This window comes from Curtobacterium sp. MCPF17_047 (genome assembly GCF_003234045.1).
In the GTDB taxonomy this organism is placed as follows: domain Bacteria; phylum Actinomycetota; class Actinomycetes; order Actinomycetales; family Microbacteriaceae; genus Curtobacterium.
Window position 1 is genome coordinate 109,022 of sequence record NZ_QKSF01000001.1, and the last position, 24,613, is coordinate 133,634.

A 24,613-nucleotide genomic window follows, 5' to 3' on the forward strand; every position below is an offset into this window, starting at 1 on the left:
TGGACCGCCATCAGCGCACGATCTTGCGCTGCACGCTCCTCGGCAGACGAATCAGCAACCGACCCCCCCCACCACCCTCCCCCGCGACCGAACCCGCGCTCCACGGATCGTCCTGCCGCGTGCTCCGGCCACCCGGTGCCCATGCGCAGCCGCCCGAGGATTCACTCAGTGCATGCGCACCATGGGAGTCGAAGAAGAGCTGTTGCTCATCGACCGGACGACGGGTCACCCCGTCCCGGTCGCGGAACAGGTGCTCGCCCGTGCCGTCGCTGCCGGTGGCCCCGGCGACGGTGGCGAAGTCGTCGGCGAGATGCACCGGGAGGCCATCGAGGTCTTCACCCGCCCGCACTCGTCGCTCGCAGCGCTCGGTGGCCAGGTCCTCGCCAACCGTGAGTTCACCGAGATGCTCGCGTCCGAGGCCGGAGCACATGCCGCCCCCCTCGCGACCTCGCCCTCCCCGGTCGAGCCACACCCGACGGAGTCGCAGCGGTACACGACGATCATGCAGCGGTACGGCTCGCTGCCCCGGCGGGTGCTCACGTCCGGGCTGCACGTGCACGTCTCGGTGGACTCCCCGGAGGAGGGTGTCGCCGTCCTCGACCAGATCCGCACGTGGACGCCGATCCTCATCGCCCTGACCGCGAACTCCCCGTTCCACGACGGTGTCGACACGGGGCATGCCAGTTGGCGGTCGATGCTCTGGAACCAGTGGCCGTCGTCGGGTCCGCAGGAGCGCTTCGGTTCGCTGGCGCGCTACCGGGCGGTGACGGACGCGATGCTCAGCACCGGTGCGCTCCTCGACTCAGGCATGCTCTACCTCGATGCCCGGCTGTCGCAGAACCACCCGACGGTCGAGGTCCGGGTCGCCGACGTGCCGCTCGACCCCGGCACGACCGTCACGGTCGCCGGACTGGTCCGCGCCCTGGTGGACACGGCGGCGAAGGACGCCGCGGTCGGCCGGGAGGCTCCCAACACCCCCGCCTGTGCGGTCCGGCTGGCGAACTGGCGAGCGGCGCTCGAGGGGCTCGACGGGTGCCTCGTCGATCCGACGACCGAGCGTCCGGCCCCCGCCCGGGACGTCGTGATGCTGCTCCTGGCGCATGTCCTGCCGGCCCTGACGGCGAACGGCGACGACCAGCTGGTCGAACGGGGCATCGCCGACCTCTTCGCCCGCGGCACCGGTGCCGCCCGCCAGCGCGCAGCCCGTCTGCCGATGACGGAACCGGGGTCGGACGACCTCGGGCACATCGCCCTCGCCGCGGCCCGGGTCGTCCCGGTCGCGAGCACCCACCTCGATGCAGCACGACCGCGGACCGTGATCGGACGGAGTACCCCATGACCCAGACGACGACGCCCCCAGCCCTCGGGGAAGAGCCCGGTGAACTCCTCGGACGACGGCCGCTCCGGTCCGGTGTCCGTGCGGTGCACTGGCACACCTCCACGGACCACAAGACGATCGGCAACCTCTACCTGGTGACCTCGTTCGGCTACTTCTGCCTCGCCGGACTGATGGCCGTCGTCATGCGGACCGAGCTCTTCACCCCCGGACTCGACGTCCTGGACACCCGCGAGCAGTACAACCAGCTCATGACGATGCACGGCACCGTGATGCTGCTGCTCTTCGCCACCCCGCTGTTCGCCGGGTTCGCGAACGCGATCATGCCCCTGCAGATCGGCGCCCCGGACGTCGCCTTCCCGCGACTGAACGCCCTGTCCTACTGGCTGTACGTCTTCGGCAGCGTCATCGCGATGGGTGGCTTCCTCACGCCGGCCGGGTCGGCGTCGTTCGGCTGGACCGCCTACGCGCCACTGTCGGACACGACGTTCCAGCCCGGCCTCGGTGGGACCCTGTGGGTCGCGGGCCTGAGCATCACCGGGTTCAGCACGATCCTCGGGTCGGTGAACTTCATCACGACGATCGTGACGATGCGGGCGCCCGGGATGACCATGTTCCGGATGCCGATCTTCACCTGGAACGTGCTGATCACCTCGATCCTCGTGCTCATGGCGTTCCCGGTGCTCGCGGCGGCCTTGTTCGGGCTGCTGCTGGACCGGGCGTTCGACGCGCAGGTCTACAACCCCGCCAACGGCGGTGCTCTGCTCTGGCAGCACCTGTTCTGGTTCTTCGGTCACCCCGAGGTCTACGTGATCGCGCTGCCCTTCTTCGGGATCGTCTCCGAGGTGTTCCCCGTCTTCAGCCGCAAGCCGATCTTCGGCTACAAGACGTTGGTGTACGCGACCATCTCGATCGCGGCCCTGTCGATCTCGGTCTGGGCGCACCACATGTTCGCCACCGGCGGGGTCCTGCTCCCCTGGTTCTCCCTGATGACGATGCTCATCGCGGTGCCGACCGGCGTGAAGATCTTCAACTGGGTCGGCACGATGTGGCAGGGTTCGGTGACGTTCGAGACGCCGATCCTCTGGGCGATCGGATTCCTCGTGACGTTCACGTTCGGCGGCCTGACCGGGGTGATCCTGGCGTCCCCGCCGCTGGACTTCCACGTGCACGACACCTACTTCGTCGTCGCGCACTTCCACTACGTCGTGTTCGGCACCGTCGTGTTCGCGATGTTCTCCGGCTTCTACTTCTGGTGGCCGAAGTTCACGGGGAAGATGCTCGGCGAACGCCTGGGCAAGGTCCACTTCTGGATGCTCTTCATCGGGTTCCACACGACCTTCCTCATCCAGCACTGGCTCGGCGTGGTCGGCATGCCCCGCCGCTACGCGAGCTACCTGCCGGAGGACGGGTTCACCTGGATGCACCAGGTGTCGACCGTCGGGGCGATGGTGACCGCCGCGTCGATGCTCCCCTTCTTCCTGAACATCGTGCAGACGATGCGGCACGGTCAGCGGGTGCGTGTGAACGACCCGTGGGGCTACGGCCGATCGCTGGAGTGGGCGACGAGCTGCCCGCCGCCGCGCCACAACTTCACCGCGATCCCGCGGATCCGGTCCGAGTCGCCGGCGTTCGACCTGAACCACCCGGAGGCCGGCGTGCCGGTCGGCGTGGGTCGGGCGATGGACGCCCCTGACGCGCCGACGCACGACCAGGCGAGCGGCAAGACCCGGAAGCCGGAGGGCCCCGGGCAACAGGCGTGACCCCTCGCACCGCTCAGTGCGGTCCGTGCCCCTCGGTGCCGCCGGGGGGCACGATCCGTTCCAGCAGTCGCAGCACCCGCTCCCCGTCGACCGCGTCCGGGTCGAGCAGCCACTGCACCTGCATCCCGTCGGACACCGCGATGCTCAGGCTCGCCAGGTCCTCCGGGTCCAGGTCGTCACGGATCCGCCCTGCCAACTGGTCCCGTTGCTGGACGGCACGGTCTACGGGTCGACGGTCATCCGGGCAACCGCGCTTCGAGCGGCTGGTCACCGCCGTGGTCCACCAGCACCCGGCTCCCGTCGACGTGGAGGCGGAAGACGTCCTCATCGGTCGATGAGGGTCCCGTCTCGACCTGGTTGCTGTTCGCCCACGCCCGCGCGCCGGCGGCGGGTCGGAAGGACCATCCGTCGCGGAAGCCGAGTTGGAGCTGGCGTCCGCCCAGCGAGCGGTACTCGGCGACGGTCACCGTGTGACCGGAGGCCGAACCGACGTCGACGTACCGGACCGACCCGCCGAGGGACGAGAGCACGACGGAACCGAGTGCGCACCCCAGGAGCCCCACCGACAGGAGCGCCGCGGCAGCGCGAGCGACCGTCCGGCCGGCGGAGCGCCCGGACCGGGTCAAGTGCCACGCCCACGTGACGGCGGCGTACGCGGCAGCGAGCGCACCGACCAGCCAGCAGGCCTGCGTGATCGTGCCGGGCCCGCGTCCGGCGACGACGAGCTGCGCGCCGTCACCTCCGGCGTGCACGAGGACGACGCCGACGACGAGCGCGACGGCGGCGACCACGACAGCAGTCCACCGGCTCGCGGTGGACACAGCGCGACCGGTTCTCGCTCGCGGTGCCTGCTCGGCGAGCATCAGTCGGCCGGGAGCACGGCCTCGGGGCCGGATGCCCGCGGTTCGCCCGGGGGCACGATCCGTTCCAGCAGTCGCAGCACCCGCTCCCCGTCGACCGCGTCCGGGTCGAGCAGCCACTGCACCTGCATACCGTCGGACACCGCGATGCTCAGGCTCGCCAGGTCCTCCGGGTCCAGGTCGTCACGGATCCGTCCTGCCGACTGGTCCCGCCGGATCAGGTCGGCCAGGTCGGCGCGCAGCCGGGTGAACCGGTCGCGCATGAACTCGCGGGTGGCCGGGTGACCCTCCTGCACGGCGTCGGCGGAGAGGGTCGTGTAGAGCTGCACGAGCCCCGGTACGGCCCGGTTGCGCGCGGCGCTCTCACGCATGTCGCCGATGGCGGACTTCATCCGCTCGGGTGCACCCTGCTCGCGCACCTCGTGCTCGCGGTAGACGGCGAGCAGCAGCTCGTCGCGGCTCGGGAAGTAGTGCCGGAGCGCCGCGTGCGTGATGCCGAGGGCGTCCGCGACGGACCGCAACGAGGACGCGTCGACGCCCTGCTCGGCGACCATCCGGATCATCTCGTCGAGGATCTGGGCCCGTCGCTCCGTGCCCTTGCGGTAGCCGCCGCGGCGCGACGAGATCGCTGCGTCGTCATCGGCGGGGTCGGTCACCGTGCCAACTTACCGCTGGAAGGTTTTCGCGGCCAGTGGCGGACGGGAGGCCCCGATCACCAGCGGTGACGTGCCTCCCGTCCGGTGGGTGTCAGGAACCGGCAGCCGACCCGTCGGCGTCAGCGCCCGCCTGCGGGACGGTGTACTCGTCCACCGGTGTGGGCAGGCCGGCGTCGAGTGCGGCCGTGATCTGCCCCAGGCAGCGTGCCAGGACCTCGTTGTCCTCGGCCGAGAGGTGGTCGATGACCTCGACCACGGCCTCGTGGAAGATCTCGTACGACTTGTCGATCTTGCGGGCGGCCTGCACGGTCGGCTCGAGCACCTGCGCCCGACGGTCGGTGGGGTGCGGGACCCGGAGCAGGTCGCCCTTCTCGACCAGGCCGTCGACGATCTTGGTGACCGAGGCGTTCGAGACCGACAGCATGACGGCCAGGTCCTTCGGGCCCATGCTCCGGCCGTCGCGGTGCGCCTGCAGCATGTAGCGGACGGTGAGGAACTCGTTCTTCGTCAGACCGCTCTCGCCGCGGGCACGTTCGAGCTGGTCCTCTTCGGCGTGCTGCAGCCGCAGCAGGGCGTCGACCGCGGTCTTGGCGGACCGGGTGCGCGGCTCGCGGGCGTAGAGGTGGACGTGCTCGCGGCGGACGACGGTCAGCGGCATGCGTCAGGCGGCCGGGGCGACGAAGAAGTCGGCGTAGGACAGTTCGGTGCGGCGGGACAGCAGCGACGGGTCCTCGATCCGCTGGGCGACCCAGGCTTCGATGACGGCCGGGTCGGTGAGTCCCACTCGCGGGTGGGAGCCGCCGAACCGGGTGTCGTGCGACGTGCCGTGGTACGTGCTCTGCATGGGTGCGCCTTCCTCGTCGAGGGTCTGCTGTCCGTGCGGACGTGGCAACTCTTTCACATCGTGAACTATGAGGGCAACAAACAGTTTTGCCACTTGTACAGTTCGCGCACCGAACGACCGCGGTCCCCGAACGCACACGAGCCCCTCCTCCGACGGAGGAAGGGCTCGTGCGTGGAGCGGGAGGGACTACTCCTTGTTGAGCTTGTCCTGCACCGTGCCGGCGATCTTCTCGACCGTGTTCGGCAGCTCGGTCGTGCCGTACAGGCGCGAGTCCGGGTGCGTGGGCGGGGGCATCGGCACCGAGGTCGTGGGGCCGTCGTGGTACGAGTACTCGCCCTTGCCGTCGAACGACGGGCCGCTCGCCCACGAGCCTTCCTTGGCCTGCGCACCGTCGGAGAAGTTGAGGTACTGGTAGTGGACCTCCTGGTTCTCCTTGTGCTGCGGGAAGTTGCTCGGGACCGGCATGGTCTCGAGGCCCTGCTCGCGGAGCTCGGCAGCGGCGGTCGCCCACATGTTCTGGTGCATGGTGTCGCGGGCGATGAGGAAGCTCAGCAGGTCCCGGACGCCGTGGTCGTCGGTCATGTGGTAGAGCCGGGCGGCCTGGACGCGGCCCTGCATCTCGGCGTTCTCGTTCGCCGTGAAGTCGGCGAGCAGGTTGCCGCTGGCCGTGATGTAGGAGCCCTGCCACGGGTTGCCCATGCTGTCGACCGGACGCGCACCGGCGCCGGCGACGATGGCGTGCTGGACGTCCGTGCCACCGACGATCGCGGCGACCGTCGGGTCGTCCTGCAGTGCGTCCTCGGTGATGCCGAGGGGGGACTTCTCGAGCAGCTGGGCGATCATCGTCGCGAGCATCTCGACGTGGCCCATCTCCTCGGCGCCGATGCCGAACACCATGTCGCGGTACTTGCCCGGGATGTGCATGTTCCACGCCTGGAACTGGTACTGCAGCGCGACGGAGATCTCGCCGTACTGACCACCGAGCACCTCCTGGAGCTTCCGCGCGTAGATCGCGTCGGGCTTGTCGGGGGTCGCCTTGAACTGGAGCTCTTGCTTGTGGAAGTACAAATCGTTCTCCTGTTTCTGTTCGGTTCGGGTGGACGGGTCAGAGGATCGGCGTGCCGCCGGTGACCGCGATGCGCGCACCGGAGACGTAGCTGCCGTCGTCGCTCGCGAGCAGGACGTACACCGGGGCCAGCTCTGCCGGCTGTCCGGCGCGACCGAGGGGTGTCTGGGTGCCGAACTGTTCGACCTGCTCGGCGGGCATCGTCGAGGGGATCAGCGGCGTCCAGATGGGGCCGGGCGCGACGCTGTTCACGCGGATGCCGCGCTCCCCGACGAGCTGCGCGAGCGCGGCCGAGAAGTTGGCGATGCCGGCCTTGGTCACGTCGTACGGCAGCAGGGTCGGCACCGGGTTGTCGGAGTTCACCGAGCTCGTGCCGATGATCGAGGCGCCCGACTGCAGGTGCGGCAGTGCTGCCTTGACGAGGTGGAAGTAGGCGCTGAGGTTCGTCGCGAGGGTGTGGTCCCACTCCTCGTCGGTGATCTCCTCGAGCGTCTCGTGGGTCATCTGGTACGCGGCGTTGTTCACCAGCACGTCGATGCCGCCGAGCTCGGACACCGCGGTGTCGATGATGCTGCGGCAGTAGGCCGGGTCACTGACGTCACCGGGGAAGAGCACGGCCTTGCGACCGGCGTCCTCGATCCAGTGCTTGGTCTCCTGCGCGTCCTCTTCCTCTTCGGGCAGGTAGGAGATCAGGACGTCGGCACCCTCGCGGGCGAAGGCGATCGCGACCGCCTTGCCGATACCGCTGTCACCGCCGGTGATCACGGCCTTCTTGCCGGCAAGCTTGCCGGATCCCTTGTAGCTGGTCTCGCCGTGGTCCGGCTTCGGTCCCATCGCCTGCTCGGAACCGGGGGGTTGCTGCTGTTGATCGCTCATGTCACTCCCTGGACGAAGGTCGTCGTGCAGGGGGTCATGGTCGGCGGGCGTCGCTGGACGGCCGTCCGGAGTGTTCAGATCACGCGGACGGGCGCGGCGTGCCCGCCGGTCAGGAGGCGGTGGTCGCCCGTCCGAGCCACTCCTGCAGCAACGCCCGCTCGGGGGCGGTCAGGCCGGGGAGCGCGGGGGCGGCGGCACGCACGGCCTGCAGCGCGCCGAGGGGCACCGATCCCCCGTCGGCATCCTCGCCGTCCGCCCAGGTCGGCGGGTCGGTGACGATCGCTGCCAGGACCGTGTCGAGCATCAGCTCGGGCAGCGACCCGTCGCCGGGCGAGCCGCCCTCCGGTGCGCCGCCGGCGAGCATCGTCAGCATCGACCCGGCGCCGGCTGCGCGGATCATCGAGACCGCCTGCTCCTCGGGCACGCGGAGGCGTCCGGCGGCGGCGACCCGGTGCACCCGCGCGCGGAGCACGTCCAGTCCGGCAGCGACCGCCGGGGAGTCGTCGTCGCGGTCCGAGGCGTAGAGCAGACGGAACAGCGCGGGGTTGGCGAGCCCGAAGGCCACCTGCACCCGCCACGAGTCGCGGAGGTCCGCGACGGGGTCCCCGCCACCGTCGGCCTCGGCGGCCGCGTGCTCGGTCTTCGCGGCGACGAAGTCCGCCAGGACGTGCTCGGCGACCGCGTCGAGCAGGCCGTCCTTGTCACCGAAGAGCCGGTAGATCGCCGGCGCCTGGACACCGGCGGCGAGCGCGACGCTCCGGGTGGTGACCGCGGCGGCACCGTCCTCGGCGAGCAGGCGTGCGGCCGCGGTGACGATGCGGGTGCGCGGGTCCGGTGCGGGGCTCATGGTTCCGATGCTACCGAGGCGGTGGTATCGCCGCTTCCGTCATGGCGTTTCCAATGATACTTTCCTCGTGTTACCACTGGAAACACGATCGGAGCAGCCATGATCATCGTCACCGGAGCCACCGGACAGCTCGGCGGGGCAGTCGTCGCCCACCTCCTCGGACACGTCCCCGCCCAGGAGGTCGCCGTCAGCGTCCGCGACCCGCGGTCGGACGCCGCACGTCGGCTCGCCGACCAGGGCGTGCAGGTCCGACGGGGTGACTTCACCGAGCCCGCCACGCTCCCCACGGCGTTCGCGGACGCCAGCCGGGTGCTCATCGTCTCCGGGCCGGCCGACCCCGAGCCGCACCGCGCCGCCGTCGAGGCAGCGGTCACCGCCGGTGCGGAGCACATCGTCTACACGGCACACATGGCGACCTCGCCGGACTCCCACTTCGGTCCGGCCCGGCAGCACGCCGCCACCGAGCAGGACCTGGCGGCCACCGGCATCACCACCACGTCCCTCCGCAACGGCTTCCACGCCTCCAGCGCACCCTTCATGCTCGGCGCCGGCCTCCGGACCGGCGAGCTCCGCCTGCCCGCCGACGGCCCGGTCGCCTGGACCGCGCAGGCGGACCTGGCCGTCGCCGCCGCGATCGCCCTGACCGACCCCGACCGCCTGCACGGCACCACCCCGCCGCTCACCGCGTCCCGGGCGCTCGACATGGACGAGCTCGCCGAGATCGTCTCGCAGGTCACGGGTCGCAACGTCACCCGGACCGTGGTCGACGAGGACGAGTACCGCGCAGCACTCGTCGCCGGCGGGCTCCCCGAGGCGTTCACCCCGATGATGACCGGGTTCTTCGCCGCCGCGCGTGACGGCGAGTTCGCCACGGTCGACCCGACGCTCGCCGACCTCCTCGGCCGCGAGCCGCGGAGCATCCAGGACGTCCTCGCCGACGCACTGCGGGCGCACTGACCGCGCACGTGGGCGCACACGGCGCCGGACGGGAGGCGCGGGGCGGGCCCGCCACGGGCCTCCCGTCCGGCACCTGAACGGGCACCGGCGTACCGTCCACGACGTGGATCTCCAGCTGCAGGACCGTGTCGCACTCGTCGTCGGCGGGAAGGGGTACATCGGCACGGCCGTCGTCGACCGCCTCCGCCAGGAGGGTGCCACCGTCGTCGTCGCCTCCCGCACCGCCGACGCCCCGGGAAGCGTCGCGATGGACACCGCCGACCAGGCATCGGTCGACAGCGCCGTCGCCCGCGTGCTCGAGGACCACGCGCGCATCGACGTCCTCGTGGTCACCGCGGCCCCGGCGGCGAACACCCTCGACCCCGAGCGCCGCTCCGACCCGGACCAGGTCACCGCGGCCGTCGACGGCAAGGCCCTCGGGTTCCTCCGCGTGGCGAACGCCGTCCTGCCCGCGCAGCGCCAGGCCGGTTTCGGCCGCGTCGTCGTCGTCAGCGGACAGAACGCCTACCTCTCGGGGAACATCACGACCTCACTGCGCAACGCGGCGACGAACGTGATCGCGAAGAACCTGGCCGACGAGACCGCGGGCACCGGCGTGACCGTCAACGTCGTCAACCCGGGCACCGTGACCGACCAGCCCGACGCCGAGGTCCGACCGGGTGCCGGCGGGCAGTCCAGCCCGCAGCAGATCGCCGACCTGGTCGCGTTCCTGTCCTCCCCGCTGTCGGTCGTGTCCGGCGAGTCGATCTCGATCGCCCATCGTGTCCTCGGGAGCGTCACCGTCTGACCGGCGGGCACGCCTCTTCCGCCGGGCGACGGGCGGGTGTTGACTGCCGCCATGCAGCAGGTCCACTCCGCCGACGGCACCTCCATCGCATGGGAGGCCGTCGGCCCGTCCGACGCCCCCGGAGTCGTCGTGGTCGGCGGGGCGTTCAGCACCGCCGACGCCGCCCGACCGCTCGCGCACGCCCTCGCCGAGGCGGGCCTCCGGGGTGTGGTCCTGGACCGCCGTGCCCGCGGCGGATCCGGGGACACCCGGCCGTACGCGCCCGCACATGAGGTCGAGGACCTCATCGCCGTCACCGCGGCCGCCGGCGGCGTCCGTGCCGTGCTCGGGCACTCCTCGGGCGCCGTCCTGGCCCTCCGTGCGGCGGCCGGTGGACTCGAGGTCGACCACCTCTTCCTCTCCGAGCCGCCCTTCGCGTTCGACGACTCCCGCCCACCGCAGGCCCCGGACCTGGTGGACCGATTGCAGGCGCACGTCGACGCCGGGCGACCCGAGGACACTGTCGTCCTCTTCCAGCGCGAGGCAGTGGGCCTGCCCGACGAGGTCATCGAACAGATCCGGCATGCACCGATGTGGCCTGCCCTCGTCGCCGTCGCGCAGTCGACCGTGTACGACGCGACGATCACCGCCGAGACGCCGGTGCCCTCCCCCGCGATGGCGGCCGTGTCGATGCCGGTGACCGTCCTGCGGGGTGGGCGGACCTGGCCGTTCCTGGTGACCGCGACCGACCGGCTCGCGGAACTCCTGCCGACCGGGAGGCTCGTGGTCGTCCCCGAGTCGCAGGACCACGCACTCCACCCGGCGGGTACGGCGCGGGAGGTCGCGGCCGCGCTCGGCGCGTGACGGCAGCGCCCACGGCGCGCGACGACCAGCCGCCGCGAACGACCGACCCGCCGCCGCGAACGACGAAGGCCCCGATCTCTCGATCGGGGCCTTCGTCGTGCTGCTCTCCATCGGAGAGCCCTGGTGCGCGAGGGGGGACTTGAACCCCCACGCCGTTTCCAGCACACGGACCTGAACCGTGCGCGTCTACCAATTCCGCCACTCGCGCCAGCGACGAGAACACTACCATGCACAGACGGTGCCCGGAGCCAACCACTACCATGCAGAGGTCAGCGACCGAGAACGTGGGGACCATGGGCTTACTGGACAACTTCGAGCGAGGGTTGGAGCGCGCCGTCAACGGCGCGTTCGCGAAGACCTTCCGCTCCGGTGTGCAGCCGGTCGAGATCACCGCGGCACTGCGGCGTGAACTCGACACCAAGGCTGCCGTGGTCTCCCGCGAGCGCATCCTCGTACCGAACGAGTTCACGGTGCGGCTCGCTCCGCCGGACCACACCCGGATGAACGACGTCGGGCGGCCGCTCATCGACGAGCTCACGCAGCGGGTGCAGCAGCACGCGGTTGCGCAGAACTACTCGTTCTCCGGCCCCGTCACCATCCGCCTGCAGCAGGACGGCACCCTCTCCACCGGCATCCTCGAGATCGACTCGACGACGGTGCAGCGTGACGTCGCCTGGGTCGCGGTCCTCGACATCGGCTCGCAGCGCCACCGTCTCCAGCGCGGCCGCACCGTCATCGGCCGCGGCACGGACGCCGACATCACGGTCGCCGACACCGGCACGAGCCGCAAGCACGTCGAGGTCCTGTGGGACGGCAAGCACGCCCAGGTGAACGACCTCGGGTCCACGAACGGGTCGAAACTCAACGGTGAGCGCTTCAGTCAGGCGATCCTCGAGCCGGATTCGACCATCGAGATCGGTCGGACCCGTATGGTGTTCCGGGTGATCCCGGAGAACGACGGAGGTGCGCGATGACCACGGGCCTGACCCTGCTCGTCCTGCGCTTCGCGTTCCTCGCGGTGCTGTGGCTGTTCGTCTTCGTGATCGTCTTCGCGCTGCGCAGCGACCTCTTCGGTCAACGCGTCCGTGCGATCCCGACCGATCCCAAGGCCGGCCCGTCGACACCGACCACCCCGCCGATGCCGGCCGGTGCCGGGACCGCAGCCGCAGCCTCCGGGGCGTCACCCAGCGCCTTCACGGAGCTGATCGGCCAGGCCAGTGCCCCGACGGCCTCCCCCGCGGGAGCGGTCGCCACCCGTCTCGTCATCACCGAAGGTGCTCGTGAGGGCATGGAGATGCCCCTCGGCGGCGGCCCCATCACGATCGGACGCTCCAGCGAGAGCAACGTCGTGATCCGCGACGACTACACCTCCACGAACCACGCCCGGCTCGACCTGCAGGGCGGCGCCTGGGTGCTGACCGACCTCGGATCGACCAACGGCACCTTCGTGGGCGGCCAGAAGGTCACCGTCCCCACCACCGTGGCGGAACGCACCCCGATCACCATCGGGACGACGACGTTCGAGCTGCGGCGGTAGTCCCGGGATGACGGCTCGCACGCTGAGCGCCGCTGTGTCCCACGTGGGACGCATCCGCGCGAACAACCAGGACTCCGGCTACGCCGGGCAGCACCTGTTCGCGGTGGCCGACGGCATGGGCGGGCACGCCGGCGGCGACGTCGCCTCCGCCATCGCGATCCGGCGGATCCGCGAGGTCGACCGCGAGTTCCCGTCCGCGCACGACGCCGAGTTCGCGCTGCAGTCGGCACTGATCGCCGCGAACCAGCTCATCACCGAGACGGTGTTCGAACACCAGGAACTGACCGGCATGGGCACCACGGTGAGCGCCATGATCCGGGTCGGCGACCAGCTGGCGATCGCCCACATCGGCGACTCGCGCATCTACCGCTGGCGTGACGGCGAGCTGCAGCAGATCACCGCCGACCACACGTTCGTGCAGCGGCTCGTCGACAGCGGCCGCATCACGCCCGAAGAGGCCGCCGTGCACCCCCGCCGCTCGGTCCTGATGCGCGTGCTCGGGGACGTCGACGCCGCACCGGAAGTCGACACCGCGATCATGGACATCCGCCCGGGCGACCGGTGGCTGCTGTGCTCCGACGGGCTGTCGTCGTACCTGGCGGAAGAGCGCATCCGGCACGCGCTCGCGTCGACCATGGACGCCAACCAGGTGACGCAGCGCCTGGTCAAGGAGACGCTCGACCACGGTGCGCCCGACAACGTCACGGTCGTCGTGCTCGACGTCACCGACTCCGAGCCGGGCGACGACGACGACGCGGCCACGACGGTCGGTTCGGCCGCAGCCCCCCTCACCTTCGAGGCGTCGACCGGCCGCAAGCCGATCCGGCTCCCCACCATCCTGCTCCACCCGCTCAAGGTCTCGAGTGCTCCGGAGGACTCGCACTTCGAGCCCGAGTCGGACCAGTACTTCGCCGAACTCATCGCCGAGGACCGCCGCCGACGGGTCCGACGCCGCGTCTCGTGGTCGATCGCGCTCGTCGTCGCGATCCTGGCCCTCGTCGGCGCACTCTTCCTCGGCTACCGCATCGTGCAGGACCACTACTACGTGGGTACGGACCGCGGTTCGGTCGCGATCTACAAGGGCGTCCAGCAGTCGATCGGTCCGATCGCGCTGTCCGATGTCTACGAGGACACCGACATCGCGCTGACCGAACTGCCCGACTACACGCGTGAGAACGTCCGGTCGACGATCAACGCGACCTCGCTGCAGGACGCGCGGGCGATCGTCGAGCGCCTGCGCACCGCCGCCGCCACCGGCCAGGACCAGAGCGGGACGGGAGGCTCGGCCGACTCCCCGACGTCGTCACCGTCCGCCTCCCCCTCCGGGTCCGCGACGCCCCGCACCCCGTCACCCTCTCCGTCGAGGAGCGCACGATGAGCGCCACGACCGCACCCTCGTTGACCCAGGCGATCACGATCAAGCTCCGGGAGCCGGCCCGCGCGCGGAACCTCGAGCTCGTGCTGCTCGTCATCGCGTGCGGCATCTGCGCGGGGGCCATGGTGCTCGTGCAGCTCGGGACCAAGGGCCGGGTCTTCGACACCTCGGTGCTCTGGACCGCGGCCTCGATCCTCGGCCTCGCGCTGGTGATGCACGTCATCCTGCGGATCGTCGCGAAGAACGCCGACCCGTTCATCCTCCCGGTCGCGCTCGTGCTGAACGGCATCGGCATCGCCGAGATCTACCGGATCGACATCCACAACGGCGTCGAGGGCTGGGCGGCGATCGGCGTGAAGCAGATCGCCTGGACGCTGCTCGCGATGGTGTTCGCGATCGCGACGATCCTGCTCGTGCGCAACCACCGGTTCCTGCAGCGCTACCGGTACATCTTCATGCTGCTCACGATCGTGCTGCTCCTGCTGCCGATGCTGCCCGGCATCGGCACGAACATCGGCGGCGCTCGGGTCTGGATCCGGATCGGACCGTTCTCGTTCCAGCCGGGCGAGCTCGCGAAGATCACGATGGCGCTGTTCTTCGCCGGCTACCTGGTCACCGCGCGGGACAGCCTGTCGATCGTCGGCCGGAAGTTCCTCGGCATGACGTTCCCGCGCGCCCGAGACCTGGGCCCGATCCTCATCATCTGGGGTGTGGCGATGAGCGTGCTGGTGTTCCAGCGCGACCTCGGCACGGCGCTGCTGTACTTCGGCCTGTTCCTCGTGATGATCTACGTCGCGACCGCCCGGCTCAGCTGGGTCGTGATCGGCCTCGTCCTCTTCGTCGGCGGCGCCCTCGTCGCGGCGAGCGTCCTGGTCTACGTCCAGGGCCGGTTCGAGCAGTGGCTCGACCCGTTCGACCAGCAGATATTCCTGCGGCAGACGCAGGGCAGCTACCAGCTCGTGCAGGGCCTGTTCGGCTTCGCCAACGGCGGCATCACGGGCACCGGCCTGGGGCAGGGCCGTCCGTACATCACGCCGGTCGCCAACGCCGACTACATCATCGCCTCGATCGGTGAAGAGCTCGGTCTGATCGGCGTCTTCGCGGTCCTCGGTCTGTTCGTCGTCCTGGTCTCCCGGGGCATCCGGGTCGGGTTCATGGCGCAGGACGACTTCGGCAAGCTGCTCGGCATCGGGTTCGGCTTCACGATCGCCCTGCAGGTCTTCGTCGTCGTCGGCGGCATCACCCGGATCATCCCGGTCACCGGACTCACCACGCCGTTCATGGCGGCGGGTGGTTCGTCCCTCGTGGCGAACTGGATCATCGCGGCGATGCTGCTGCGCCTGACCGACTCGATCCCCGCCGAACAGCGCATCCAACAGGGTGCGTTCTCGGAGCGGGGCAACACCGGCCGTGGCCGGTCCAGGAAGGAGCGCCGGTGAACCGCCAACTCCGCGGCGTCTCGACCGTCGTCGTGCTCATGTTCGTCGCACTCTTCGTGTCGACGACGTCCATCCAGTTCTTCGCGGCGGACTCGCTCCGCGCCGACAGCCGGAACTCCCGAACCATCCTGGACAGTTACTCGACCAAGCGCGGTGCGATCCTCGTCGACGGGAAGCCGATCGCCGAGTCCACCGCGGTCGACGACCAGTACCAGTACCAGCGCAAGTACAACAACGGCGAGCTCTACTCGGCCGTCACCGGCCACTTCACGATCGGCCAGGGCAACTCCGGCATCGAGAGCGCAGAGAACGCCGTGCTGTCCGGCAACAGCGACGACTCGTTCTTCCAGAACCTCAACGCGATCCTCACCGGCCAGGACGTCCAGGGCGACAACGTCAACCTGACGATCGACCCCGACGTGCAGCAGGCCGCGTACGACGCCCTCGGTGCGAACACGGGTGCGGTCGTCGCGATCCAGCCGAAGACCGGCAAGATCCTGGCGATGGTGTCGAAGCCGGGCTACGACCCGAACACGCTCACGTCGCACGACACCAAGGACGTCATCGCGCGCTACCAGGCGCTCGAGTCCGACGCGTCGAAGCCGCTGGCGAACCGTGCCATCGCGGGCGACCTGTACACACCCGGATCGGTGTTCAAGCTCGTGGTCGCCTCCGCGGCACTGGCGAGCGGGGACTACACGCTCGACTCGACGCTCCCGAACCCGTCGACCCTGACCCTGCCGGGCAGCAGCTCACGGATCAACAACGCCGAGGGCGGCAGCTGCGGTGGTGGCGACGAGGTGAAGCTCCGCGTCGCGATCCAGTACTCGTGCAACATCCCCTTCGCCGAACTCGGTCGGAAGCTCGGGTACCAGGCCATCAAGAAGACCGCGGACGAGTACGGCTTCGGCAGCGTCATCGACGTCCCGACCTCGGCGACCCCGAGCCAGTACCCGGAGCCCGAGTCGACGGCCGAGCTCATGCTCAGCTCGTTCGGTCAGGCCAGCGACCGCGTCACCCCGCTGCAGATGGCGATGGTGTCCGCCGGCATCGCGAACGGCGGCCGCGTCATGCAGCCGTCGCTCGTGGAGTCGATCGAGACGAGCGACCTCAAGACCGTCGACTCGTTCTCGCCGAAGCAGTTCAGCGCCCCGCTGTCGTCCGACGCGGCTTCCGACCTGACCGAGGCGATGCAGAGCGTCGTCAACGCGGGGACCGGAACGAATGCGAAGATCGACGGTGTCGACGTCGCCGGCAAGACCGGGACGGCCGAGGGCGGCACGGGCGATCCCTACACACTCTGGTTCACGGGCTTCGCCCCGGCCAAGGACCCCGAGGTCGCGGTCGCCGTGGTCGTCGGGAACGGCGGCGGGCTCGGGCAGTCCGGAGTCGGCAACACGGTCGCGGCTCCCGTCGCGAAGAAGGTCATGGAGGCGGTGCTGAACAAATGAGACCCACCAGCGGACTCACCTTCGGTGGGCGGTACCAGCTCTCCTCCCGAGTCGCCATCGGCGGCATGGGAGAGGTGTGGCAGGCGACTGACCTCGTCATCGGGCGCACCGTCGCCCTGAAGATCCTCAAGGACGAGTACCTCGGCGACCCCGGGTTCCTGGAGCGCTTCCGCGCCGAGGCCCGGCACGCCGCACTCGTCAACCACGAGGGCATCGCCAACGTGTTCGACTACGGCGAGGAAGACGGCAGCGCCTACCTCGTGATGGAGCTCGTCCCCGGCGAAGCACTGTCGACGATGATCGAGCGCGAGCACACCCTGCCCGTCGACAAGGTCCTCGACATCGTCGCCCAGACCGCGAACGCCCTGCAGGCAGCGCACGCGGTCGGCCTGGTGCACCGTGACATCAAGCCGGGCAACCTGCTCATCACCCCGGACGGCCGCGTCAAGATCACCGACTTCGGGATCGCACGCATCGCCGACCAGGTGCCGCTCACCGCGACGGGCCAGGTCATGGGCACCGTCCAGTACCTCTCGCCCGAACAGGCGAGCGGCCACCCGGCGTCCCCGTCCACGGACGTCTACTCGCTCGGCATCGTCGCGTACGAGTGCCTGGCAGGTCGGCGACCCTTCACGGGTGAATCGCAGGTCGCCATCGCGATGGCGCACATCAACGACCAGCCGCCGGCGCTCCCGGGGACCGTCCCGGAGCCGGTGGCGGCCCTCGTGATGTCCTGCATCGCGAAGAAGCCCGTTGACCGGCCGGCGACCGCGGCCAACCTCGCCCGCGCTGCCCAGGCCCTCCGTCGCGGAGACGTCGCCGCGGCGACCGTGGCGGTACCGGCGATCGGCGGTGCCGGGACGGTGGCGTTCAACCCGCCCCCCGGCAACGACGCAGCCACTGCCCTCATCGGCACCCAGGCCAACGCACCGATCGTCGGTGGCGGTGCGCCGCGCAGCCCCGCCGGCCCCGAGGACGACACCGAAGAGAAGAAGAGCCGCGCCTGGATCTGGTGGCTCGTCGGCGCGGTCGTGCTCATCGCGGCGATCGTGATCGGTGTGCTCGTCTTCGCGAACGGCGACCCGGACCCGAAGCCGTCACAGACCCAGAGCAGCGCTCCGCGGCCGACGAGGTCGCAGACGCCGAGCCAGGAACCGTCGGCCACCCCGTCCGACACCCGCACGACGATCAACCCGGCCGACTACGTCGGGCGGGCGACGGACCAGGTCCAGACCGAACTGCAGAGCATGGGCTTCGCGGTCCAGGTGCAGGACGGCGACCCGGCCGAGAACGCCGAGCAGGCGAACACCGTGCAGTCGATCAGCCCCACCGGCAGCCTGTCGGACGGCGCGCTCATCACCCTGCGCGAGTTCACCGCGCCGCCGTCGGTGAACAAGCCGAACACTCCGAGCGCCGGCGCGGTCTCCGCCACCGGAGCGGTGCGGTTCAGCTGGTCGACCGCCACCTGCCCGACCGGGTACACCGTCTCGAAGTACTCGTGGACGGTCTCCGGCGGCAAGGACTCCAGCGGCGCGACGAGCGGCGACACCTCGGAGACCTCGGTCGACATCCAGGCGGACCAGGCCGGCGACGACGTCACCCTGTCGTACACCGTCACGTGCGGGAACCTCGCCGCGTCGAGCAGCTCCGACCCGGCCACGGCCACATGGGTCGCACCGGTGGAGCCCACGGACGCACCGTCCTCGACGGCGACGCCGCAGGACTGACGCGCCACACGCACCACCGCCCGGGGCCCCGACACGGAACGTGTCGGGGCCCCGCCACGTTCCGGTAACGGTTGCCCGCGGAGCGCGGTCAGCCAGCCTCCCCCCAGAGACCCCTGCCGTACACTTGCCCGGACGGACATTCGGAGGAGTACGTGCCTGAAGGTGTGACCGCGGGGATCACGCTCCTCGCCAACCGGTACGAGATCGGTGACGTCATCGGACGCGGCGGCATGGCCACCGTGCACGTCGGCACCGACACGCGACTGGGCCGGCGAGTGGCCGTGAAGCTGCTCAAGCCGAGCCTCGCCAACGACCCGGCGTTCCGCACGCGCTTCCGGCAGGAGGCCCAGGCCGCAGCCCGTATGGCGCACCCGACGATCGTCCGGGTCTACGACGCCGGTGAAGAGACCGTGCGCGAGAACTCCGGCGCCGAGGTGCAGGTCCCCTTCATCGTCATGGAGTACGTCGAAGGTCGCCCGCTGAGCGAGATCGTCGCCGAGGGCCCGGTCGTGCAGGAAGAGGCCGCGCGCATCGTCGAGGGCATCCTCACCGCGCTCGAGTTCTCCCACCGCGCCGGCGTCGTGCACCGCGACATCAAGCCCGCCAACGTCATGATCACCCACTCGGGCCAGGTCAAGGTGATGGACTTCGGCATCGCGCGCGCCATCACCGACACCTCGGCCACGGTGGCGCAGACCACGTCGATCCTCGGCACCGCGTCGTACTTCTCGCCGGAGCAGGCCCGCGGCGAGGTCGTCGACGCCCGCACCGACCTGTACTCGACCGGCATCGTGCTGTTCGAGCTCCTCACCGGGCACCCGCCCTTCCGGGGCGCATCGCCCGTGGCCGTTGCCTACCAGCACGTCAGCGAGCAGCCCGTCGCACCGTCGACCCTCACGTCGACGGTGTCACCGGCCCTCGACGCCGTCACGCTGCACGCCCTCGTGAAGGACCGCACCCGCCGGTTCCAGAACGCCGCCGAGTTCCGCCGGGACCTGCAGCAGGCGGCCGCCGGCCACGTCCCGATCTCGAAGAAGAAGCTCGCGGCCGCCGCCGCGGACGACGCCGCACTGCTGTTCGGGGTCAACCCCCGCGCCGCCGCCACTGCCGACGTCACGTTCCGCGAGCTCGACGACACGCAGGAGCGCCGTCCCCAGCGGACCCAGAACCGTCCACCGGTCGCCTGGATCTGGCTCGGCATCGTCCTGACCATCGCCGTCATCGCCGGGGTGGCCTACTTCGTCGCGAACCTCGAGCCGGGCAAGCCGCCGGTGAGCTCCTCGATCAAGGTCCCGAGCGTCTCCGGCCAGACCTTCGACGAGGCCCAGGCGACACTCGAACGACGGGGTCTCAAGGCAGTCCGCGACGACGAACCGTCCGACGACGTGGACGAGGACGACGTCATCCGGACGGTCCCGGGTTCCGGTACCTCGGTGGCGCGGGACCAGGACATCCGCATCGTCGTCTCGACGGGGCCGGAGCAGATCGCGGTCCCCGACGTCCAGTCGCAGACGCAGGACGCTGCGACGAAGGCCCTCGAGTCCGCCGGCTTCTCGGTCGGAGCGGTCAGCTCGGACTACTCGCCGACGGTTCCCGAGGGCACGGTCCTGAGCAGTGACCCGGCGTCGGGCGGCACCCAGGCGAAGGGCTCGGTCGTGAACCTCGTCGTGTCCAACGGCAAGGTCCAGCTGCCGGACGTCACGCAGCAGCCGTTCGACACGGCCCGTTCGACCCTCGCCGGCCTCGGGCTCACCGTGCAGCCGGCGCCGACGTACGCCTGCACGGGCACCACGGTGACCCAGCAGAGCGTCCCCGCGAGCGACGTCGCCCAGGGCAGCAGCGTCACGCTGACCTACTGCGCCGGCACCGCCCAGCCGCAGCGGCAGCCGTCGCGACAGCCGGCGGCCCCCTCCGACCCTGGAGCGGACAACGGCGGTACGACCGGCGGCGGCGCGACCCTGAACCAGGGCGACGACGGCTGACGGCTGGGAGCGTCCTCTGCGCCTGCGCCTGCGTCAGGTCAATCCGGGGATCCGGGGATCCGGGGATCCGGAGATCAGCGTCCGGAGATGAGCGGGCCGAGACCGACTGCGCGCTCGGCTGCGCCGCTGAGCCCGGCCGTCTCGAGCCAGTTGCCCACCATCCGGTACCCGCCCTCGGTCAGGACGGACTCCGGGTGGAACTGCACGCCGTAGACCGGTGCGCCGCGGTGCTGGACGCCCATGATGACGCCGCCCGCGGTCCGGGCCGTGATCGTCAGTTCGTCGGGCACCGTGCCGTCGACGATCGCCAGCGAGTGGTACCGCGTGGCCGTGAAGGGGTGCGGGACGCCGGCGAAGAGCACGCTGTCGTCGTGGTCGACCTGTGACGTCTTGCCGTGCATGAGTTCGTCGGCGTGGGTGACCGTGGCTCCGAGAGCCTCCGCGATCGCCTGGTGTCCGAGGCAGACGCCCAGCAGGGGCTTGTCAGCGGCGATGGCCGCCCGCACGGTCGGGATCGAGACGCCGGCGTCGGCCGGGGTGCCGGGGCCGGGAGACAGCAGCACACCGTCGTACTCGGCGATGCGGTCGGCGATCTCCTCCACCGGGAACGCGTCGTTGCGGACGACGTCGGTGTCCGCCCCGAGCTGCTGCACGTAGCCGTTCAGGGTGTACACGAAGCTGTCGTAGTTGTCGACGACGAGGATCTTGGTCATGGGCCGTCCACCGTACTCGTGTGTGATGTGAGTCCCGTCCGACGGGGCGGGAACGCACGCATGGTGACGGTAGGATACCGGCCATGGCCATGGACAAGGACCGCACCAAGCCCGCCCGGACGACCCGAGCCGACTCGGTCGACACCGCGGGGGACCAGCCGAACCCCGTCTGGTTCAAGCCCGTGATGTTCGGCTTCATGCTGATCGGACTCGCGTGGGTCATCGTCTTCTACGTCTCCGGCGGCACGCTGCCGGTCCCGTCGCTGAACTCGTGGAACATCCTGATCGGCTTCGGCATCATGTTCGTTGGCTTCCTGATGACGACGCGGTGGCGCTGACCGCCTGCTCCCCACTTCCTCGACGCCCGTCGCACCGCTCCTGGTGCGACGGGCGTCGTCGTCTTTCCACAACCTGCGGGCGCCCCGCAACGCCGGCCAGGAGGCCCAGGGCGCGTTGTCCACAGATCGTGCGGTTCTCCACACAACTGTCCCCACCCCTGATGCCTGGTTTTCCACAGGCTCCTCCACAGTGGGGATAATCACACCGGTGTAACTCACGATGTTGTCCCCAGGTGTGGAGAACTCGGGCGGCAGGTGTGGAGAACTGACGCGCGCTTCCCTCCACCGTCCGACCGATGGGTCGGTCGCCAATGCAGAACGCCCCACCGAAAGCGATCGGTGGGGCGTTCTATGAAGCCGTCAGGCTGGCGTGCGCTGAGGCGTCAGCCGGTGGTGACCGCGTACCCGACGAAGCAGAGCGCGATGGCGACCACGGCCTCCAGTCCGAGCAGCGTCACCTGCAGGCCCCGCTGCCGGACGTTGCGCGTCCGGGCGAACACGAACCCGGTGACGAAGCCGGCGATGATGCCACCGACGTGCGCCTGCCACGAGATGTTCGTGCCGGGCAGGAAACCGATCACCAGGTTCAGGCCGATCACGACCAGGAGCGACACGGCGTTGTTGCCGAGGCTGCGCTGCAGGACGAAGAACGCCGCGAACAACCCGAAGATCGCGCCGGACGCCCCGACGACCCAGGTACCGGGTGCCAGGAAGGTGACGAGCACCGAGCCGCCGACCCCGGCGATGCAGAACAGCGCCAGGAACCGCCACGTCCCGAGCAAGTTCTCGAGCATCCGACCGAAGATGAACAGCGCCCACATGTTGAAGGCGAGGTGCAGGAACGTCGAGTGCACGAAGAGCACGGTCACGATGCGCCACGGCTGCGTCGGGAGCAGCGCCGAGTTGTACGCCAGCCACTGGCTCAGGAACCCGCCGGTCACCTGGTCGAGCAGCCACACGGCCACCGACACGGCGACCAGGACGACCGTCGCCTTCTGGTCGAGCATCGCGAACCGGCGCCGAGCGACCGTCAGGCTGCTCGGACCGGACGCGCGACGGTTCTCGGTGAACTTCGCCCGCTGCTCACGCACGCACTCGGGGCAGTGCACCCCGACCGCTGCCGGCGTCTGGCACTCCGGGCAGATGGTCCGCCCGCAGCGTTGGCAGAGCACGAAGCTCGGCCGGTCCGGGTGCCGGTAACAGGTGTTGGACGAAGCCGAGGTGGAGTCGGTCACTCGGTTCAGACGTCCTCGACGTCGATGCTCTGGATGACGACGTCCTCGACGGGCTTGTCACGACCGTCGGTCGGGACGCCCTCGATCGCGTCGACGACGGCACGGGACTCGTTGTCGGCGACCTCACCGAAGATGGTGTGCTTGCCCTGCAGCCAGGGGGTCGCCACCGTGGTGATGAAGAACTGCGAGCCGTTGGTGCCACGGCCACCCTGGAGGCCGGCGTTCGCCATGGCGAAGATGTAGGGGTTCTGGAAGGTGAGCTCCGGGGAGATCTCGTCGTCGAAGCGGTAGCCCGGGCCGCCGATGCCCTGGCCGAGCGGGTCGCCGCCCTGGATCATGAAGTCCTTGATGATGCGGTGGAAGACGACACCGTCGTAGAGCTTGTCGGTCGACACCTTGCCGGTGCCGGGGTGCGTCCACTCCTGGGTGCCGGTCGCGAGACCGACGAAGTTCTGGACGGTCTTCGGTGCGTGGTTGCCGAACAGGTTGACGCGGATGTCGCCCTTGTTGGTGTGGATCGTTGCGACAGCGGTGTGCAGAGACATGACCCGATTCTCGCATGTGCCGCTGGATGTGCACGGGACGCACAGCCGGGGTTCCGTGACCTGTCAGGCGCTCGGGTGGCAGTATGGGGTCACGTCGACCCATGGAGGTACCGAATGTCGATCGACATCCCGCGTAAGCGCCGGAAGCAGATCAAGAAGCTCAAGGGCAAGACCGCGACGCTCCTCGGTGAGCAGCGCAAGGTCCTGGAGCACGCGAACGCCATCCTGGCCGAGGCTCGGGGGCACGCAGCCGATGCCGCTCGGAAGGACCTCGCCCCTCGCGTGCAGAACGCGATCGACAACGGGCTCCGTCCCGCGGTCGCAACGGGCGTGCACGCCGCGACCTCTGCCGCGCAGAGCGCCTCGCACCGTTTCCAGTCCGAGGTGGTGCCCGGCCTGATCTCCACCGCCGGCTCCGTGCTCAGCGTCGGAGACCTGGCGAAGGACCCGCGCGTGCAGAAGATCGTGAAGGAAGCACAGAAGCGCGGCGGGAAGTTCCTCAAGCAGGCTCCCGTCCCGCAGAAGAAGGGCATTGGGTTCGGTGGGGTCGCCCTCATCGTCGTCGGTGTCGTGGCGGTCGCGGGTGCTGCGTACGCGGCGTACCAGACGCTCCGCGCTGACGACGACCTCTGGGTCGCCGACGACGCGGACAACGCGGGCAAGCCCGCCGCCTGACCTCCTGGTTCGCTCGAAGGGCCCCGGCACTGCGCCGGGGCCCTTCGTCGTTCCCGGGGCCCGGGGCCCTTCGTCGTTCCCGGGGCCCGGGCGCCGGCCCCGACCCGAGCCGCCCGAGGTCGCACGACTCGCCGCCACCCCGACGCCGAGGTCCCACAATCCGCGCAGCTCGAGCGCCGAGAGCAGCACATTCGGGGACCTCGACGGACAGCGCGCGGCACGTCGCGCGACCACGGCGCGGCCAGGGCGCGACCGACGAGGGTGACACCACGTGGGGACCGACGCCCCAGCGAGCACGGCGCCCCAGCAGAGCCCCCGGACGTGCGTCGTGTCGGAGCTCGAGGTCGCACAACACGCCGTGACCCAGTCGCTGAGGTTCCACAATCCGCGCACCTCGACCGCCGAGAGCTCCACATTCCGGAACCTCGACGGACAGCGCACGACGCACGCGCCGCAGGGGCCGCGGCTCGGAGGAGCACGACGACCGCAACTGGCGGAGCGAGGAACGAGCGGAGCAGAGCTCACGCCGAGGGAGTGGAGCCTAGGAGATTCGAACTCCTGACATCTGCCTTGCAAAGGCAGCGCTCTACCAACTGAGCTAAGGCCCCGGAGCGACCGGACCGGACGCAACGTCGAGAGTTCCGACGCGGGAGTTGAGTTGTGGTGGGGCTACAAGGACTTGAACCTTGGACCTCTTCGTTATCAGCGAAGCGCTCTAACCGCCTGAGCTATAGCCCCTCAGACCGGATGAAAGCCTACCC

At 70.1% G+C, this 24,613-nt stretch carries 25 protein-coding genes and 3 tRNA genes; 14 read left to right on the top strand and 14 right to left on the bottom strand.

The window, feature by feature from the left end:
• Window positions 1-172: 172 nt before the first annotated feature.
• On the top strand, window positions 173-1,339 hold the full coding sequence (locus tag DEJ33_RS00590) for a glutamate--cysteine ligase (RefSeq protein ID WP_111076990.1): 1,167 nt from the start codon (window positions 173-175) through the stop codon (window positions 1,337-1,339).
• The gene (gene ctaD / locus DEJ33_RS00595) at window positions 1,336-3,099 is read left to right on the top strand and encodes a cytochrome c oxidase subunit I (RefSeq protein ID WP_110902931.1); all 1,764 of its coding nucleotides are present in this window, start codon (window positions 1,336-1,338) and stop codon (window positions 3,097-3,099) included. The genes DEJ33_RS00590 and ctaD overlap by 4 nt, the downstream gene beginning before the upstream one ends.
• 13 nt (window positions 3,100-3,112) lie before the next feature.
• Here ctaD and DEJ33_RS00600 read toward each other — a convergent pair whose 3' ends face one another.
• The 8 genes from DEJ33_RS00600 to DEJ33_RS00635 form a co-directional block, all read right to left on the bottom strand.
• Complete coding sequence (locus DEJ33_RS00600) at window positions 3,113-3,295, bottom strand: TetR family transcriptional regulator C-terminal domain-containing protein (protein ID WP_258374487.1); 183 nt, start codon at window positions 3,293-3,295, stop codon at window positions 3,113-3,115.
• A 40-nt stretch (window positions 3,296-3,335) separates the two neighbouring features.
• Window positions 3,336-3,920 carry a hypothetical protein gene (locus DEJ33_RS00605; RefSeq protein ID WP_146242496.1) on the bottom strand — a complete coding sequence of 195 codons (585 nt, stop codon included), beginning with the start codon at window positions 3,918-3,920 and terminating at the stop codon, window positions 3,336-3,338.
• Window positions 3,921-3,961: 41 nt separating this feature from the next.
• Window positions 3,962-4,615 (bottom strand): TetR/AcrR family transcriptional regulator, encoded by a 654-nt coding sequence (locus tag DEJ33_RS00610; RefSeq protein ID WP_258374486.1) that lies wholly within the window; start codon window positions 4,613-4,615, stop codon window positions 3,962-3,964.
• Between the two features lie 91 nt (window positions 4,616-4,706).
• Window positions 4,707-5,273: a MarR family winged helix-turn-helix transcriptional regulator gene (locus DEJ33_RS00615; RefSeq protein WP_111076992.1), complete on the bottom strand. Its 567-nt coding sequence runs from the start codon at window positions 5,271-5,273 to the stop codon at window positions 4,707-4,709.
• A 3-nt stretch (window positions 5,274-5,276) separates the two neighbouring features.
• Window positions 5,277-5,459, bottom strand: coding sequence for a hypothetical protein (locus DEJ33_RS00620; protein WP_111075333.1), 183 nt, complete (start codon window positions 5,457-5,459; stop codon window positions 5,277-5,279).
• 186 nt (window positions 5,460-5,645) lie between these two features.
• Window positions 5,646-6,527 (bottom strand): manganese catalase family protein, encoded by an 882-nt coding sequence (locus tag DEJ33_RS00625; protein ID WP_111076994.1) that lies wholly within the window; start codon window positions 6,525-6,527, stop codon window positions 5,646-5,648.
• A 37-nt stretch (window positions 6,528-6,564) separates the two neighbouring features.
• The gene (locus tag DEJ33_RS00630) at window positions 6,565-7,401 is read right to left on the bottom strand and encodes an SDR family oxidoreductase (RefSeq protein ID WP_111043639.1); all 837 of its coding nucleotides are present in this window, start codon (window positions 7,399-7,401) and stop codon (window positions 6,565-6,567) included.
• A gap of 109 nt (window positions 7,402-7,510) precedes the next feature.
• The gene (locus DEJ33_RS00635) at window positions 7,511-8,248 is read right to left on the bottom strand and encodes a TetR/AcrR family transcriptional regulator (RefSeq protein ID WP_111076995.1); all 738 of its coding nucleotides are present in this window, start codon (window positions 8,246-8,248) and stop codon (window positions 7,511-7,513) included.
• Between the two features lie 99 nt (window positions 8,249-8,347).
• On the opposite strand from DEJ33_RS00635, the gene DEJ33_RS00640 reads away from it, so the two are divergent.
• The 3 genes from DEJ33_RS00640 to DEJ33_RS00650 all read left to right on the top strand — a co-directional run bounded on the left by DEJ33_RS00640 (window position 8,348) and on the right by DEJ33_RS00650 (window position 10,835).
• The gene (locus tag DEJ33_RS00640; RefSeq protein WP_111076996.1) at window positions 8,348-9,205 is read left to right on the top strand and encodes an NmrA family NAD(P)-binding protein; all 858 of its coding nucleotides are present in this window, start codon (window positions 8,348-8,350) and stop codon (window positions 9,203-9,205) included.
• Window positions 9,206-9,308: 103 nt separating this feature from the next.
• On the top strand, window positions 9,309-9,992 hold the full coding sequence (locus tag DEJ33_RS00645; RefSeq protein WP_111076997.1) for an SDR family NAD(P)-dependent oxidoreductase: 684 nt from the start codon (window positions 9,309-9,311) through the stop codon (window positions 9,990-9,992).
• Window positions 9,993-10,043: 51 nt separating this feature from the next.
• Window positions 10,044-10,835, top strand: a complete 792-nt coding sequence (locus DEJ33_RS00650; RefSeq protein WP_111076998.1) for an alpha/beta fold hydrolase — start codon at window positions 10,044-10,046, stop codon at window positions 10,833-10,835.
• A 121-nt stretch (window positions 10,836-10,956) separates the two neighbouring features.
• Here the strand turns inward: DEJ33_RS00650 and DEJ33_RS00655 are convergent.
• Window positions 10,957-11,043 (bottom strand) — tRNA-Leu (locus tag DEJ33_RS00655).
• A gap of 85 nt (window positions 11,044-11,128) precedes the next feature.
• On the opposite strand from DEJ33_RS00655, the gene DEJ33_RS00660 reads away from it, so the two are divergent.
• The 7 genes from DEJ33_RS00660 to pknB all read left to right on the top strand — a co-directional run bounded on the left by DEJ33_RS00660 (window position 11,129) and on the right by pknB (window position 20,346).
• Complete coding sequence (locus DEJ33_RS00660; protein WP_110902921.1) at window positions 11,129-11,809, top strand: DUF3662 and FHA domain-containing protein; 681 nt, start codon at window positions 11,129-11,131, stop codon at window positions 11,807-11,809.
• Window positions 11,806-12,372, top strand: coding sequence for an FHA domain-containing protein (locus DEJ33_RS00665; RefSeq protein WP_111076999.1), 567 nt, complete (start codon window positions 11,806-11,808; stop codon window positions 12,370-12,372). Before DEJ33_RS00660 ends, DEJ33_RS00665 begins: the two co-directional genes overlap by 4 nt.
• 7 nt (window positions 12,373-12,379) lie before the next feature.
• Window positions 12,380-13,750 (top strand): Stp1/IreP family PP2C-type Ser/Thr phosphatase, encoded by a 1,371-nt coding sequence (locus DEJ33_RS00670; protein WP_110902919.1) that lies wholly within the window; start codon window positions 12,380-12,382, stop codon window positions 13,748-13,750.
• A complete protein-coding gene (locus DEJ33_RS00675; protein WP_111077000.1) occupies window positions 13,747-15,186 on the top strand; it encodes an FtsW/RodA/SpoVE family cell cycle protein in 1,440 nt (479 codons plus the stop codon). Before DEJ33_RS00670 ends, DEJ33_RS00675 begins: the two co-directional genes overlap by 4 nt.
• Entirely contained in the window at window positions 15,183-16,637 is a 1,455-nt protein-coding gene (locus DEJ33_RS00680) for a penicillin-binding protein 2 (protein ID WP_111077001.1), read from the top strand. Before DEJ33_RS00675 ends, DEJ33_RS00680 begins: the two co-directional genes overlap by 4 nt.
• Window positions 16,634-18,364, top strand: coding sequence for a protein kinase (locus DEJ33_RS00685; RefSeq protein ID WP_111077002.1), 1,731 nt, complete (start codon window positions 16,634-16,636; stop codon window positions 18,362-18,364). Before DEJ33_RS00680 ends, DEJ33_RS00685 begins: the two co-directional genes overlap by 4 nt.
• A gap of 152 nt (window positions 18,365-18,516) precedes the next feature.
• Window positions 18,517-20,346, top strand: coding sequence for a Stk1 family PASTA domain-containing Ser/Thr kinase (gene pknB, locus DEJ33_RS00690; RefSeq protein ID WP_258374485.1), 1,830 nt, complete (start codon window positions 18,517-18,519; stop codon window positions 20,344-20,346).
• A gap of 74 nt (window positions 20,347-20,420) precedes the next feature.
• On the opposite strand, the gene DEJ33_RS00695 is transcribed toward pknB, so the two are convergent.
• Window positions 20,421-21,059, bottom strand: a complete 639-nt coding sequence (locus DEJ33_RS00695; RefSeq protein WP_111077004.1) for an aminodeoxychorismate/anthranilate synthase component II — start codon at window positions 21,057-21,059, stop codon at window positions 20,421-20,423.
• A gap of 83 nt (window positions 21,060-21,142) precedes the next feature.
• Here DEJ33_RS00695 and DEJ33_RS00700 point away from each other — a divergent pair, with 83 nt between their 5' ends.
• A complete protein-coding gene (locus DEJ33_RS00700) occupies window positions 21,143-21,397 on the top strand; it encodes a cell division protein CrgA (RefSeq protein WP_110902913.1) in 255 nt (84 codons plus the stop codon).
• Window positions 21,398-21,780: 383 nt separating this feature from the next.
• Here the strand turns inward: DEJ33_RS00700 and DEJ33_RS00705 are convergent, their stop codons facing one another.
• Both DEJ33_RS00705 and DEJ33_RS00710 read right to left on the bottom strand, forming a co-directional pair.
• On the bottom strand, window positions 21,781-22,632 hold the full coding sequence (locus tag DEJ33_RS00705) for a rhomboid family intramembrane serine protease (protein WP_111077005.1): 852 nt from the start codon (window positions 22,630-22,632) through the stop codon (window positions 21,781-21,783).
• A gap of 5 nt (window positions 22,633-22,637) precedes the next feature.
• Complete coding sequence (locus DEJ33_RS00710; protein WP_111077006.1) at window positions 22,638-23,177, bottom strand: peptidylprolyl isomerase; 540 nt, start codon at window positions 23,175-23,177, stop codon at window positions 22,638-22,640.
• Window positions 23,178-23,291: 114 nt separating this feature from the next.
• On the opposite strand from DEJ33_RS00710, the gene DEJ33_RS00715 reads away from it, so the two are divergent.
• Window positions 23,292-23,852: a hypothetical protein gene (locus DEJ33_RS00715; protein ID WP_110902910.1), complete on the top strand. Its 561-nt coding sequence runs from the start codon at window positions 23,292-23,294 to the stop codon at window positions 23,850-23,852.
• A gap of 535 nt (window positions 23,853-24,387) precedes the next feature.
• Here the strand turns inward: DEJ33_RS00715 and DEJ33_RS00720 are convergent.
• Together DEJ33_RS00720 and DEJ33_RS00725 are read right to left on the bottom strand one after the other, a co-directional pair.
• A tRNA-Ala gene (locus DEJ33_RS00720) sits at window positions 24,388-24,460 on the bottom strand.
• Between the two features lie 53 nt (window positions 24,461-24,513).
• Window positions 24,514-24,590, bottom strand: a tRNA-Ile gene (locus DEJ33_RS00725).
• Window positions 24,591-24,613: the final 23 nt, after the last annotated feature.